The sequence below is a fragment of the Janthinobacterium sp. DSP2-3-3 genome (genome assembly GCF_049897325.1).
Classification (GTDB): domain Bacteria; phylum Pseudomonadota; class Gammaproteobacteria; order Burkholderiales; family Burkholderiaceae_D; genus Janthinobacterium.
The window spans coordinates 232,370-244,924 of sequence record NZ_JAFCWA010000007.1; the positions used below are offsets into that span (position 1 = coordinate 232,370).

The following is a 12,555-nucleotide window of genomic DNA, read 5'->3' on the forward strand; positions in this document are numbered from 1 at the left end:
CTACAGCAGCAGCACCGTGGCTAGCTCGGGCAAGACCACGCGGTAATGACCCGGGTATTTGTCTTCGCCATCGAAAATCTTGCAAAACACGGGCTGGCTGATGTCGTTGACGGCTGGCTCGTTCATGGGCAAGGTGGCGATCAGTTGCTCGCCATCCATCAACCGCAAGGCGCTGCCCCGTTCGGCCGCGCAAAAGGCCAGCGATTGCACATCGTTGGCAAACGGCCGCTTGTACCACGGCGTGATGGCCCGCACGGCGCGCCGGGCGTCGCGCAGGACTTGCCCCACGCGCGTGACATTCCACGCATCGCGCGCCACGGACGGCTGGAGGACGATATTTGCCGTCAGCTCGCCCCTGCCCTTGTTCACCAGAAAAGTGCCATCTTGCGCGGCAATGTCATCGTTGAGCGGCACGACAAACACGCCGCCGTCGGACACCTTGATCGGCACGGGGGCGCCATTGCCTTGCAAGGCCACCCGCACATCGTCGATGGTGGCGCTCAGCTTGGCCGGAATCAGGCGCAGTGCCATGACCACGCTGCCGCTCGACACTTGCCACACCTTCCTGGCAGTCAGATAACTCTCGCGGTAAGCCGTGAAACGTATGCGCGGCGCCTTGGCGTCGCTGTTGGCCGTAATCGTCACCGTTTGCGATGGCGAGGCGTCCTGCGCTGGCGCAGCGGGGGTGGCAGGCGCAAGGGGCGACGGCACAAGGGGTGGCAACACAACAGCGGCGGCGGGCGGCACGCTGGCGCTTTGCAGCGGCGTGGGAACAGCCGGCGGCGGCGCGTGTTCCTGGGCCCGGCCCAGCGACACGACACACAACCATCCGGCACAAGCGATCCATGTACGCATGCATTTCTTTCAATGTGGAAAATATTTTATCAGCGCCTGCATTATCGCAGAAGGTCAGCCTGTGCGCCGCTCCTGGCCTGCCGCACTCTATTGGTACGCACGCCGATGGCATGGCGCGCGGCGGCAATGCGCCGCTGCAAGACATGATCCTGTACGACCGCATCGAGGTCGTACGCGGCGCCACCGGCCTGATGGGCGGCACGGGCGACCCGTCAGCCACCATCAACATGATACGCAAGCGGCCGACGAAAGAATTCCAAGCCAGCGCCGGACTCATCATGGGCCGCTGGGACGACCAGCGCGTCGAGGCCGACCTTTCCACGCCGCTGAACGCGGAGGGCAGCGTGCGTGCGCGCACGGCCCTGGCCTGGCCTGGCAAAAACGCGATTCCTACCTGGACATGTATCACGAACGCAAGACCGTCGGCATGCTCATCGTCGAGGCGGACTTGCGTCCCGGCACCCTGCTGATAGCCGGAGTCGACTTCCAGGACAACCAGCCCACGGGCGCCACCTGGGGCGCCGTGCCCTACTGGAACGCGGACGGCAGCCTGGCCAACTTGCCGCGCAACACCAGCTGGACGGCGCCCTGGAGCAGCTGGGCCAACAAGCAGCACACGGTGTTCACCTCGGTGTACCAGCGCCTGCCCGGCAACTGGAATCTGCACCTGGGCTATGCGCGTACAGAAAGCACGAACCGCACCACTGTTCTCCATGCGGGCAAAGGTTATCCCGATCCAGCCACGGGCAAAGGCATGGAACTGTGGACGGGCGCCTGGGGTGCAGGCGAAATGAACAGCGACAATTTCGACATTTACGCTAGCGGGCCATTTACCTTGCTGGGACGCAAGCACACGGCCATCGTCGGCTGGAATGGCAATAACGGCCAGGAGCGTTCCATCGGCGGCAAGGAAAAAATCAATTACTCGAAATTCATCCCCGATTACCGCAGCTGGACGGGCAACATCCCCCGCCCCGTGTTTTACCCGGACGGCTCGCACACGGAAACCGTGACACGCCTGACGGGCGGCTATGTGGCCACGCGCCTGAGCCTGGCCGACCCGCTACACGTGATCGTCGGCGCGCGCAGCAGTACTTACCGCACGGACACGCGCAACTACAACACGCAAGGTGTATACACGGGCAGCGGCGACTTCGTGGAAACGCGCAATGAAGTCACGCCGTACGTGGGCGCCGTGTTCGATATCAACAAGCAATATTCGGCCTACGCCAGCTTCACGCAGCTGTTTAACCCGCAATCGAGCAAGGACCGCAACAACAAGTTCCTGGCGCCGGAAACGGGCGACAATGCGGAACTGGGCATCAAGGGCGAATTCTATGAAGGCAAGCTGAACGCGTCGGTCGCCCTGTTCCACACGAAGAAAAAGAATCTGGCGAAACTGGACCGCAGCGTGCCGCCCGGCTTTTTGCTGCCCGACGGCGGCCAGGCCATGGTGGCGAATGGCGCCGGCGTGACAGCCAAGGGCGTCGAGTTCGACGTTTCCGGCCAGTTGTCGCCCGCCTGGGAAGCCAGCAGCGGCTATACCTATCTGCACGCGGCCGAGGCCGATGGCCGCCGCGCCGCCACCACGCAGCCGCGCCATTTGCTGCGCCTGGCCACCAGCTACCGTTTCGACGGCCGTCTGGCAGGCCTGAAAGCGGGCGCCAGCATGACGGCGCAAAGCGCCATCTACAGCGAATCGTGGTACGGCCGCCCGCCGTCAAGCGAGATGACGAATATCCCGCAAGCGGGCTATTCGCTGGTCAACGCCATGGCCAGCTATGCGTTCAACAAGCATGCCAGCGTGCAGTTGAACGTCAACAACCTGCTCGACAAGCAATACTACCGCAACGTGGGCTTCTTCGACGGCGTATTCTGGGGCGAACCGCGCAACATCAGCCTGGCCGTGCGCACGACGTTTTAAGAGCCTATCCCAGTAGTGAGCGTCTTCTGCTGCCAGTTCATCAGGAGCGCGGACAAGGCGTGAGGAGGACGCGTGGCGAGCCACGCGACGACGATCAACGCAGTCCCCGCTTCTGAGGGGCGCCAGCAGGGGATGTATTCATCTACTGGAATAGGCTCTGAGCGCGGCCATCACACTGCCGCGCTGCGCCAGTGTGCGGGCGCCGGCAGGGTGAAGCCATCGAGCAAAGGACCGCCGACGGGCGCCAGCACGGCGGCGGTGACGTGTTCGAACGCGCGCTGGCCCGCCGCCAGGTCGCTGGCGACCAGGCGCAAGGCACCGTCGAGCTCCTTGGCGATGGCCGCGTCAAATGCCTGCAGGCGGCGGAACAGGTGCTTGCCGCCGCCGCTCCATTCGCCGGCCGCGCGCAAGTGCAGGTCGGCCAGCGCTTCATACAACTGGCAAGCCACGGCCAGCGCCTCGCCCGGTTGCATGATGTCGACCAGGTCTTCCAGCGAGGTGGTGATGGCATAGCGGCGCCGCTGCAAATTGTCCACGTCGAGCACGGGCGGCCCGGCCCCGTCGATGGCTTGCGCCAGCGCAAGCAATTGCGCGTAATGTGTGCCGGAGGCAGCGATATTTTTGCCTTCCAGCACCATGCGCACCAGCGGCACCGTGCCGCCCGGTGCATCCATTTCCTTGCAAAAATACGTGAACGTGGCCAGGTCGTGCGCAAACAGTTCCACCGTGCGCCCTTCGGCCACGATGGTCGAGCGCCAGGCGCAATCGACGTGGTCGAACAGCAGCAGCAAATCGATATCGGAACTGGGCGTCTGCCGGCCCGTGGCGAACGAGCCGCCGATGATGGCCGCCACGGCAGCAGGATAGCGCTCGCGCACCAGCCGCACGGCAATCGCGCGGATATCGTCATAGGTGAAAATGTTTGTCACAGCCAGTGCTCCGTGCTGAAAAACACTATCCTACACGGGATCTTGCACACGACATGCACACCGCCGCCATCCTGCTACACTGGCGCTATCTGATCAAGGAACAAACATGGAATACGACTGCATCGTGGTGCCCTCGCCCGTGGGCGAGCTGACCCTGGTGGCGCGCGGGGCGGCTCTGGCCGCCATCCTGTGGGAAAACGACAAGCCCAACCGCGTGCGCCTGGGCGAGATGCGCGTCGATGACAGTTGCGCCGTGCTGCAGGAAACGGCGCACCAGCTGGGCGAGTATTTCGCTGGTACCCGCCAGCAATTCGACGTCCCGCTCGATTTTGCCGGCACGTCATTCCAGCAGGAAGTCTGGCGCGCGCTGCTGACGATACCGTATGGCCAGACGCGCAGCTATGGCGAGATCGCGCGCCTAATCGGCCGTCCCGCCGCCGTGCGCGCCGTGGGTGCCGCCAACGGCAAGAATCCCATTTCCATCATCGCCCCCTGCCACCGGGTCATTGGCGCCACGGGCGAATTGACGGGTTTTGCGGGCGGCTTGCATGCCAAGGTAACTCTGCTGGCCCTGGAAGGCATCGCCCTGTCCAGCGACCGCGAAGCGCTGAAGACAGGCCACGCCCGCCGCCGCGCCGTACACCTTGATACCGCGCAAGGCTGTTTGTTCTAGCCGTTTATTCCTATTACTCCCGGATGGTTAAGCCATCCATTCAAGCAAACATATCAAGAATTATGCCGTATCTATCCATCCTGCTGTTTGCTGTCCTGTATCTGCTGGCCACTTTCTTTTTCCACATCCCCGCTTTGGTCGCCCTCGTGTATGGCGTGCTAAGCCTGAGCTGTTTCGTTGCCTATGCGATCGACAAGTCGGCCGCCAAACAAGGGCGCTGGCGCACATCGGAACGCACCCTGCTGCTGTTGGGGCTGCTGTGCGGCTGGCCCGGCGCCGTACTGGCGCAACAATGGCTGCGCCACAAGTCCAGCAAGCGTTCGTTCCGCGTGCTGTTCTGGATCACCGTCGCCATCAATATCGGCGCCTTCGTGTATTTCAGCATGCATTACGCGGCGCCCGATATCGGCACCGAGGTGGCGCCCATCGAACTGTAGGACCGCTGCGACCCATTACTCGCCCAGCAAGCGCAGCGATTCCAGCCAGTCGGCTTTCCATTCGCGCAGCAACGCTTGCGTGGCGAACGCCTTCTTCAGGTGCGCCATCGGCACGCGGTGCACATCGTGCAAGCCGAACGCCAAAGTCACCGGATGCCACAAATGGCTGTTCTTGCCGCCCCGCGAATTCTTGCGCACGCGCGCGCCGTCGTCGCCAAAGATGCCCACGCCACTGGCCATGCCTTTGTCCAGGTCGACCTTGCCCACGCCGGCAAAGGCGATCAGGATGTGCTCGCGCCCCAGGCCCTTCAAGGCGCTGGGCAAGACAAACGGCACTGCGTTGTCAGCTCCGGCTTCCGGCTCGGCCGGCTGCGGATGCTGCAACTCCTTGAGCAAACGTAACAGATCGCGCTCCTGGAAATGCAAGCCGTCGACGGGCACGCGCAAGCCCGGTGCCTTCAGTTCGATGGCGATATTGCCAGAGTCGCGCGTAAAACGCAGCCAGACATCCTCGGCGCCCGAAGCCAGATGCTGCTTGTCGCCGATGAACACGACGGGCGCCGCATAGCGTGTCACGCCGTCATGGAACAGCTCGGCCCACGCGTCGCTGTAATCGAGCCAGACAAACGGCAAGCCGCCCTGCTCCAGCAGGCGCGCCAGGGTCCACGGCGTGCCGGTCTGGTGCGCCAGCCAGGCACAGGCTTCGGTGGCGGTGGCGCGGTACGGCAAAGGAAGGGAAGTCATGGCAGTTCCGTCGATAAAAGTGGAACGCAGTGTAGCAGACGCCGCCCTCATCCCCTTGGGCAGGCGCAGCGGGCGCGCCGCGCGATGTGCGTGGCTTTATATTTTCATGAAACTGAATCCAGGCGCCCTACCCGCGCGTACATGGCTATGCCATGACCGAACAAAGTTACCACGCGAAGTTACCATGCGGAAAGGAGTCGCCATGCAGCATTACAGCAAAAAGACGGATCCCCTGGATCAGCGCCTGTATCTGGCCCAGCGCATCGACCGGGCCGATGCGCGCTTGCAATGCTTGCACGATGCGGCCGAGCGGCAACGCTGTGCGCAATGGATCACGGCCTGGGCCGTGGCAGCGGGCGCCGACGCGCCGCGCGGCATGAAGCTGCGCATCCGCGGCGAATTCATCTTGCTTTGATAAAAAGTAAAAACCCCGCCCGATGCATGCGCACGGGGCGGGGCCAGTCAAGCCGACACGCGCCTACTTGGGCGTGTCGCGGTACTGCTCGGGCGTCGTGTCGCCATCGGCAACTTCATACCACATTGCATTGAGCACGGCGAACGTCGCCGCCAGCGGAAGACCCAGTATCCAGGCGAAATACCACATAATTATGTCCTTTCTTCAATTCCAACTTGATCATTTTTAAGATCAAACTAACGACGCCTAACAAAACCGTAGCGAGCGGCAGCGATTTGTGGCCGAGAAGCGCAACCGTACTCTAGTACGGTGAGCATCGCCGGCCGCAAAGCGCGAGGCGCAGTAGGTTTGGTTAGGTGTTCTCAATAAGCGTGACCGGTGTCGTCTTCGATGGCTTTGCCGTCAACCTTGCCCCACAACACTTTATATACCCAGGTCGTGTACGCCACGATGAGGGGAATGAAGACGGCCGTGACTACCAGCATGATGAACAGGGTCATGTGGCTGGACGAGGAATCCCACACGGTCAGGCTGGCGCGCGGGTCGATCGACGAGGGCAGGATGAACGGGAACATGGCCGCGCCCACGCTGAGGATGATGCCGGCGATGCTGGCCGCGCTGGCCAGCAAGGCAGGCACTTCGCGCCGCGCGCGCAGGAAGGCAAAGGCCAGCAAGGGGCCCAACAAGCCTACCGCAGGGGCGATCCAGGTCCACGGATGGGCGGCAAAGTTGAGGAACCAGGCGCCCACGTGCACTTCCGCCGTTTTCAGCATCGGGTTGGACGGGCCATCGACGACGACGGCGCTGGTGTAGCGGTAGCCGTCGATCCACAGCCATAGGGCCACGCCGGCAGCCGCATACAGCACGACGGTGGCGATCGCCGCCACGCTGCCGTAGCGGCGCGAACGGTCAGCCACGGCACCGTCCGTTTTCACTTGCAGCCAGGTGGCGCCGTGCATCACCAGCATGGCCACCGAGACCAGGCCGCACAGCAGTGCGAACGGGTTGAGCAGCGCAAAGAAACTGCCGTCATAGAAGATGTGCATGTCCGACGAGAAACGGAACGGCACGCCTTGCAGCACGTTGCCTATCGCCACGCCGCAGATCAGGGCCGGCACGAAGCCGCCCACGAACAGGGCCGCGTCCCAGCGGGCGCGCCAGCGCGGGTCTTCGCGCTTGCTGCGGAATTTGAACGCCACGGGACGCACGATCAGCGCCACCAGGATGACGAACATGGCCAGGTAAAAGCCCGAGAACGAGACGGCGTACAGCTGCGGCCAGGCGGCAAAGATGGCGCCGCCGCCGAGGATCAGCCATACCTGGTTGCCTTCCCACACGGGACCGATACTGTTGATGACGACACGGCGCTCGAGGTCCGTCTTGCCGACGAAGGGCAGCAAGATGCCCGTGCCCAAGTCGAAGCCGTCCGTGATGGCAAAGCCCACCAGCAAGATGCCGATCAGCAGCCACCAGATCAGGCGCAGTGTTTCGTAAGAAATCATTTCATGCAAAATCATGGTCTGGCCCTCCTTAGGCGCGTTGAGTATGAATGGCTGCGGCCGCTGGCGCGGGGGCCGGTGGCGTCTCTTCCGGCCCTTTGCGGATGGCCTTGAGCATGAGCTTCATTTCAATAATCAACAGCACGGTGTAGATGGCGGCAAAGCCGGCAATGGTGATGAGCAAGGTGGTCGCACCCAGGTTAGAGACGGCCACGGCCGTCGGCAGCACGCCTTCGATCACCCACGGCTGGCGGCCCACTTCGGCCACGATCCAGCCCGCCTCAATCGCCACCCACGGCAGCGGGATGGCGAACACGGCCAGCTTCAACAGCCAGCGGTGCTTGTCCAAGGTGCGGCGCGTCGACAGGATGAAGAAAGTACCGGTGAGCAAGATAAAGAACATGCCCAGGCCCACCATCACGCGGAAAGACCAGAACAAGGGCGCCACGGGCGGCACGGTGTCGAGCGCGGCCTTGCGGATCTGCTCGGGCGTGGCCTCGCGCGGATCGTCGACATAGCGTTTCAGCAGCAAGGCGTAACCCATGGACTGGCCTTTCGACTCGAACATGTCTTTCGCCTCTTGCGGCACGGGCGCGCCGGGCGCCACGCTGCGGATGGTTTGCAGCGCGTCATACGCCTTGATGCCATCCTTGATCAGCAGCTCGCCGCGGTCGACCAATTGCTCGATGCCGGGGATTTCCGTCGTCAGCGAACGCGTACCGATCAAGCCCATCACCATCGGGATGTGCACGGCATAATGCGTCTCGCGCGCTTTCTCGTCGGGGAAGCCGAAAGCCGTGAAGGCGGCAGGCGCCGGTTCCGTGGTCCACATGGCTTCGATGGCTGCCAGCTTCATCTTTTGGTGTTCGGACGACAGGTAACCGCTTTCATCGCCCAGCACCACCACCGACAGCGAAGCGGCCAGGCCGAACGAGGCGGCCACCGTCATCGAGCGCTTGGCCAGCTGCACATGGCGGCCCTTCAGCAGATACCAGGCGGAAATACCCAGCACGAAAATCGCCGCCGCCGTATAGCCGGCCGACACCGTGTGCACGAATTTCGCCTGTGCAACAGGATTCGTCAGCACGGCGCCGAAGTCGGTCACTTCCATGCGCATGGTCTGCGGATTGAAGGCCGCGCCGACGGGATTTTGCATCCAGCCGTTGGCGATCAGGATCCACAGGGCCGAGAAGTTCGAGCCGATGGCCACCAGCCAGGTCGTGACCAGGTGGCCTCGCTTCGACAGCTTGTCCCAGCCGAAGAAGAACAGGCCGACGAAGGTCGCTTCCAGGAAGAAGGCCATCAAGCCCTCGATGGCCAGCGGCGCGCCGAAAATGTCGCCCACATAATGGCTGTAATAGCTCCAGTTCATGCCGAACTGGAATTCCATGACGATGCCTGTCGCCACGCCCATGGCGAAGTTGATGCCGAACAAGACACCCCAGAACTTGGTCATGTCGCGCCAGATGGTGCGGTTCGTCATCACGTAAACCGTCTCCATGATGGCGAGGATCACTGACAGGCCTATCGTCAGCGGAACGAATATAAAGTGGTACAGAGCTGTCAGCGCGAACTGCAGTCTGGATAAAGCGACAATATCGAAGTCCATATGATTTCCTTGGTATTTCCCTAATGTAATTGCAAACCTGATATCTACATGCGGCTGTTCGATAGCTTCTGCTGCTGTAAGCTATCGGGCTGTGCCGCCCGCCCATCAATCGCCGCGCAAGCCAGCCAGCGCCGCCTCGAAGGCTTGTGTGCCACGGCGCGCGTCGCCCACGATGCGGCCGTCGCGCAGGATGACCAGCCGGTCCGCCAGCGCCGCTTCGCGCCGCAAGTGGGTGGCGATCAGCACGGTACGTCCGACGCTGCGCGCGCGCAGGCGCTGCAGGACATCGATTGCCGCCTGCGCATTGAGCGCTTCGGTGGCTTCGTCCAGCAGCCACAGGGTCGACTCGTGCAGGAACAACCGCGCCAGCGCGAAGCGCCGCGCCTGCCCGCCCGACAAGCCCAGGCCGCCCTCGCCCAACAGCGTATCGAGGCCGCCCGCGAAGGCCCGCACTTCCTCATCCAGGCCTGCCGATTGCAGCGCCGCCCACAGCTGCGCATCGCTGGCGGACGGGTCGGCCAGGCGCAGGTTGTCGCGCAGGCTATCCTGGAACAGTTCCGTCTTCTGGGTGAACAAACAGGCGCGCGGTGCGGCCACCGTTCCCGACAGCGGCGCCAGCTCGCGCGCGGCGATGGCCAGCAAGGTCGACTTGCCCGCGCCGCTGGGGCCGATCAAGGCCACGCGCTCGCCCGCGGCGATGTGCAGGGAAATATCATGCAAAATTGCAACATGGCTGCCCGCATGCGCGCCGCTGACGTGCTCCAGGCGCAAGCCCGGCGCGGCATCCGCGGACGGCGCCACGTCCTGTCCATCGAGGCGCGGCGCCAGGCGGCGCATGGCCAGCAGCATGCGCCCCGCTTCCAGCGCGCCACGGCGCAATCCCGCAAACGGCTCCACGGCCGTCAGCGCAATCAACAACGCCAGGGCTGCTAGCGGCAGGTTCAGCACCTGCTGCTGCACCAGCGCGGCCACGGCCAGCAGCACGCCGGCCAAAGTCACGCTGCCGGCAACGCCATACGCGGCGCCGGCAGCCGTGTCCAGGCGCAGCAAGGCGAAATCGGCTTGCGCCAGCGAGCGGTCGATCTGCCCCAGCGCGAGGCACTGGGCATCGATGCGCCCCGCCATTACCAGGTCCGTCTGGCCCGCCACCAGGTCGATGGTACCGGAACGCAATTTTTCAATGGCGCGCGAGCGCACGATGGCGGGATGGCGGGCGCGGCGCACCACCAGCCAGCTGATGCCGCCACCGGCGGCCAGCAGCCACGCTGCCAGGCCCAAGCCCAGCTGCCACTGCATCACGCCCAGCGCCACGCCGGCCAGCAAGGCCGCGCACAGTGCCGTAAAAGCCGGCACCAGCAGGCGCAGGTACAGCGCTTCGAGCGCGTCGATATCGGCCGTCAGGCGGAACAGCAGTTTGGCGGGCTGGCGCAGCAAGCGGCTGGCCGCTTCCGGGCGCGACCAGCCGCGAAACAGTTGCACGCGGATGCAGACCAGCGCGGCGAACGTGGCGTCGTGCGTGACGAGGCGCTCCGCATAGCGCGAGCCCGTGCGGCCGATGGCCAGCAAACGGATGCCGGCCGAGGGGCCGAACACGTCGAACAGGATCGCGGTGGAAGCGTGCAAGCCGGCAATCGAGGTGGCCGTGATAAACCAGCCGGACAAGCCCAGCAAGGCCATGCCGGCCACCGCCGTCAGGGCCGCCAGCATGGCGCCCAGGATCAGCTTGCCCGGCTGGGCCAGCAACAATTGCCGCAGGACGGGATTCCAGATGAGAGAAGTTTTCATGCGCGCGCCTCTTCCTTCTGCGCCTGCGCATCGACCTGCACTGTGCGCTGCAGCCGGCCAGCCAGCACCGGGTCGTGCGTGGCAACGATCATGGTTTTGCCCTTGGCCAATTCCAGCAGGGCGTCCGTCACGCGCGCCGCCGTTTCGCTGTCCAGGTGGGCCGTCGGTTCATCGACCAGCAGCAGGTCGGCATGCGGGTGCAGGGCCACGCGGGCCAGCGCCAGGCGCACGGCTTCGCCGCCGGACAAGCCCTGGCCGCCATCGCTGAGCATGACGGCCGGCTGCGCCTGGGCCACGGCGGCCAGGTCGGCCAGGTGCAGCGCCTGCGTCACGTGCGCAGCGTTCGCGCCGACGCGGCCCAGGGTCACGTTCTGGCTGACGGACGCGGCAAACACATGCGGGCGCTGGCCCATCCAGGCCACGCGCTGGCGCAAGGTATTCACGGTGCTGTCGGTCAGGCGCACGCCACCGATGCGCATATCTCCGCCATTGGCGGGCAGCAAGCCGGCCAGCAAGGACAGCAAGGTGGTCTTGCCGGCGCCGCTGGCGCCCAGCAGGGCCACGTGCTCGCCGGCACGCACGCACAAGTCGAAGCCGTCAAACACTGGCGTTTCGCCCGGGTGGGCAAAGCGCAGTTGATGGATCTCGACGGCAGGCGGCGGGGCCACCGCCATGGCGGCGGCGGAAACGGCAGCCACTTCCGCACCAAAGCCAGGCAGGGGCACGCCCTCCCCCGCCAGGTCATGCAAACCGGCCAGGCCCGCTTCGCCGGCCGCCTTGTCGTGCCAGACGGCGGCCAATTCGCGCAGGGGCTCGAAGAATGCGGGCGCCAGCAGCAGGATGAACAAGCCCTGCCCCAGGTTCAGTTCCCGACCCCAGGTGCCGAAATTGATGCTGCCCAGCAAGGAGAATCCGATAAACGCCGCCACCATGGCCACACCCAGCGCGGAAAACAGTTCCAGCACGGCAGACGACAAAAAGGCGATGCGCAGCACCACCATCGTGCGCCGGCGCACGGATTGCGACGAGGCGTCCAGCCGTGCGGCCGTGGCGTCGATGGCGTCGAGCGCGCGCAGGGTGGCCAGGCCGCGCAGGCGGTCCAATAGAAAGGCGTTCATGCTGCCCATTTCCACCATCTGCGCGCGGCTGGCCGCTTGCGCGCCCATGCCCACCAGGGCCATGAAGACGGGAATCAGGGGTGCGGCGATGAGCAGGATCAAGGCGGCGATCCACGACAGCGGCGTCACGACGGCCAGGATCACGAGCGGCACGAGCAAGACTTTCCAGCGCGCGGGCTTGTAACGCACCAGATACGGCACGATGGCTTCGGCCTGCTCGGCGATGACGCTGGCAGCCTGGCCCGACTGCGCGCGCTGGCGGTCCAGCGGTGAACGGTGCGCCAGCGCTTGCGCCACCTGTGCGCGCAAAGTGGACAGGTGCTCGCGCGCCGCCGCATACATGCGCCGCGCGCCCCACGCTTCGCAGCCTGCGCGCAGCACGCCCAGCAGCAGCACGCCCGCAGCCGGCAGCAGGGCCGCGCGCCAGGGTGCACCGCCCTGCATGGCTTGCACGGCCCAGGCCAGCAAGGCCGCTTGCGGCAGCCACAGCAAGGCGGCACCACCTTGTGCCAGGCTGGCGGCACGGGGAAGAATACAGCGGGGCAAAGACAGTGGCGTGGTAGGCAT

General features: G+C 64.6%; 13 protein-coding genes. 5 read left to right on the plus strand and 8 right to left on the minus strand.

Annotated features, from left to right (window positions below; genetic code table 11):
* Positions 1-855: a hypothetical protein gene (locus ACP7DE_RS16130; protein ID WP_426073040.1), complete on the minus strand. Its 855-nt coding sequence runs from the start codon at positions 853-855 to the stop codon at positions 1-3.
* Here ACP7DE_RS16130 and ACP7DE_RS16135 point away from each other — a divergent pair.
* Both ACP7DE_RS16135 and ACP7DE_RS16140 read left to right on the plus strand, forming a co-directional pair.
* The gene (locus tag ACP7DE_RS16135) at positions 846-1,325 is read left to right on the plus strand and encodes a hypothetical protein (RefSeq protein WP_426073041.1); all 480 of its coding nucleotides are present in this window, start codon (positions 846-848) and stop codon (positions 1,323-1,325) included. The genes ACP7DE_RS16130 and ACP7DE_RS16135 overlap by 10 nt on opposite strands.
* A complete protein-coding gene (locus ACP7DE_RS16140) occupies positions 1,256-2,779 on the plus strand; it encodes a TonB-dependent siderophore receptor (RefSeq protein ID WP_426073042.1) in 1,524 nt (507 codons plus the stop codon). Before ACP7DE_RS16135 ends, ACP7DE_RS16140 begins: the two co-directional genes overlap by 70 nt.
* 170 nt (positions 2,780-2,949) lie before the next feature.
* Here the strand turns inward: ACP7DE_RS16140 and ACP7DE_RS16145 are convergent, their stop codons facing one another.
* Positions 2,950-3,708, minus strand: coding sequence for a nucleotidyltransferase domain-containing protein (locus ACP7DE_RS16145; protein WP_426073043.1), 759 nt, complete (start codon positions 3,706-3,708; stop codon positions 2,950-2,952).
* A 106-nt stretch (positions 3,709-3,814) separates the two neighbouring features.
* Between ACP7DE_RS16145 and ACP7DE_RS16150 the strand changes: the two genes are divergently transcribed.
* Together ACP7DE_RS16150 and ACP7DE_RS16155 are read left to right on the plus strand one after the other, a co-directional pair.
* Positions 3,815-4,381 carry a methylated-DNA--[protein]-cysteine S-methyltransferase gene (locus ACP7DE_RS16150; RefSeq protein ID WP_426073044.1) on the plus strand — a complete coding sequence of 189 codons (567 nt, stop codon included), beginning with the start codon at positions 3,815-3,817 and terminating at the stop codon, positions 4,379-4,381.
* Between the two features lie 62 nt (positions 4,382-4,443).
* A complete protein-coding gene (locus ACP7DE_RS16155) occupies positions 4,444-4,818 on the plus strand; it encodes a DUF1294 domain-containing protein (protein WP_426073045.1) in 375 nt (124 codons plus the stop codon).
* A gap of 15 nt (positions 4,819-4,833) precedes the next feature.
* Here the strand turns inward: ACP7DE_RS16155 and ACP7DE_RS16160 are convergent, their stop codons facing one another.
* On the minus strand, positions 4,834-5,562 hold the full coding sequence (locus ACP7DE_RS16160) for a hypothetical protein (RefSeq protein ID WP_426073046.1): 729 nt from the start codon (positions 5,560-5,562) through the stop codon (positions 4,834-4,836).
* A gap of 202 nt (positions 5,563-5,764) precedes the next feature.
* On the opposite strand from ACP7DE_RS16160, the gene ACP7DE_RS16165 reads away from it, so the two are divergent.
* Entirely contained in the window at positions 5,765-5,977 is a 213-nt protein-coding gene (locus ACP7DE_RS16165; protein ID WP_426073047.1) for a hypothetical protein, read from the plus strand.
* A gap of 63 nt (positions 5,978-6,040) precedes the next feature.
* Here ACP7DE_RS16165 and cydX read toward each other — a convergent pair whose 3' ends face one another.
* The 5 genes from cydX to cydD form a co-directional block, all read right to left on the minus strand.
* Positions 6,041-6,166, minus strand: a complete 126-nt coding sequence (gene cydX, locus ACP7DE_RS16170) for a cytochrome bd-I oxidase subunit CydX (protein ID WP_076570210.1) — start codon at positions 6,164-6,166, stop codon at positions 6,041-6,043.
* A gap of 173 nt (positions 6,167-6,339) precedes the next feature.
* Entirely contained in the window at positions 6,340-7,494 is a 1,155-nt protein-coding gene (gene cydB, locus ACP7DE_RS16175) for a cytochrome d ubiquinol oxidase subunit II (RefSeq protein WP_426073048.1), read from the minus strand.
* A 13-nt stretch (positions 7,495-7,507) separates the two neighbouring features.
* The gene (locus ACP7DE_RS16180) at positions 7,508-9,085 is read right to left on the minus strand and encodes a cytochrome ubiquinol oxidase subunit I (RefSeq protein WP_426073049.1); all 1,578 of its coding nucleotides are present in this window, start codon (positions 9,083-9,085) and stop codon (positions 7,508-7,510) included.
* Between the two features lie 105 nt (positions 9,086-9,190).
* A complete protein-coding gene (locus tag ACP7DE_RS16185; RefSeq protein WP_426073050.1) occupies positions 9,191-10,870 on the minus strand; it encodes an amino acid ABC transporter ATP-binding/permease protein in 1,680 nt (559 codons plus the stop codon).
* Positions 10,867-12,555, minus strand: coding sequence for a thiol reductant ABC exporter subunit CydD (gene cydD, locus ACP7DE_RS16190; RefSeq protein ID WP_426073051.1), 1,689 nt, complete (start codon positions 12,553-12,555; stop codon positions 10,867-10,869). The genes ACP7DE_RS16185 and cydD overlap by 4 nt, the downstream gene beginning before the upstream one ends.

What these genes read in the sequence shown, in the direction of transcription:
- ACP7DE_RS16135 (WP_426073041.1), top strand. Translation starts at nt 846, where the DNA reads ATGTACGCATGCATTTCTTTCAATGTGGAAAATATTTTATCAGCGCCT.
- ACP7DE_RS16130 (WP_426073040.1), bottom strand. Translation starts at nt 855, where the DNA reads ATGCGTACATGGATCGCTTGTGCCGGATGGTTGTGTGTCGTGTCGCTG.
- ACP7DE_RS16140 (WP_426073042.1), top strand. Translation starts at nt 1,256, where the DNA reads ATGTATCACGAACGCAAGACCGTCGGCATGCTCATCGTCGAGGCGGAC.
- ACP7DE_RS16150 (WP_426073044.1), top strand. Translation starts at nt 3,815, where the DNA reads ATGGAATACGACTGCATCGTGGTGCCCTCGCCCGTGGGCGAGCTGACC.
- ACP7DE_RS16155 (WP_426073045.1), top strand. Translation starts at nt 4,444, where the DNA reads ATGCCGTATCTATCCATCCTGCTGTTTGCTGTCCTGTATCTGCTGGCC.
- ACP7DE_RS16160 (WP_426073046.1), bottom strand. Translation starts at nt 5,562, where the DNA reads ATGACTTCCCTTCCTTTGCCGTACCGCGCCACCGCCACCGAAGCCTGT.
- ACP7DE_RS16165 (WP_426073047.1), top strand. Translation starts at nt 5,765, where the DNA reads ATGCAGCATTACAGCAAAAAGACGGATCCCCTGGATCAGCGCCTGTAT.
- cydX (WP_076570210.1), bottom strand. Translation starts at nt 6,166, where the DNA reads ATGTGGTATTTCGCCTGGATACTGGGTCTTCCGCTGGCGGCGACGTTC.
- cydB (WP_426073048.1), bottom strand. Translation starts at nt 7,494, where the DNA reads ATGATTTTGCATGAAATGATTTCTTACGAAACACTGCGCCTGATCTGG.
- ACP7DE_RS16180 (WP_426073049.1), bottom strand. Translation starts at nt 9,085, where the DNA reads ATGGACTTCGATATTGTCGCTTTATCCAGACTGCAGTTCGCGCTGACA.
- ACP7DE_RS16185 (WP_426073050.1), bottom strand. Translation starts at nt 10,870, where the DNA reads ATGAAAACTTCTCTCATCTGGAATCCCGTCCTGCGGCAATTGTTGCTG.
- cydD (WP_426073051.1), bottom strand. Translation starts at nt 12,555, where the DNA reads ATGCCTACCACGCCACTGTCTTTGCCCCGCTGTATTCTTCCCCGTGCC.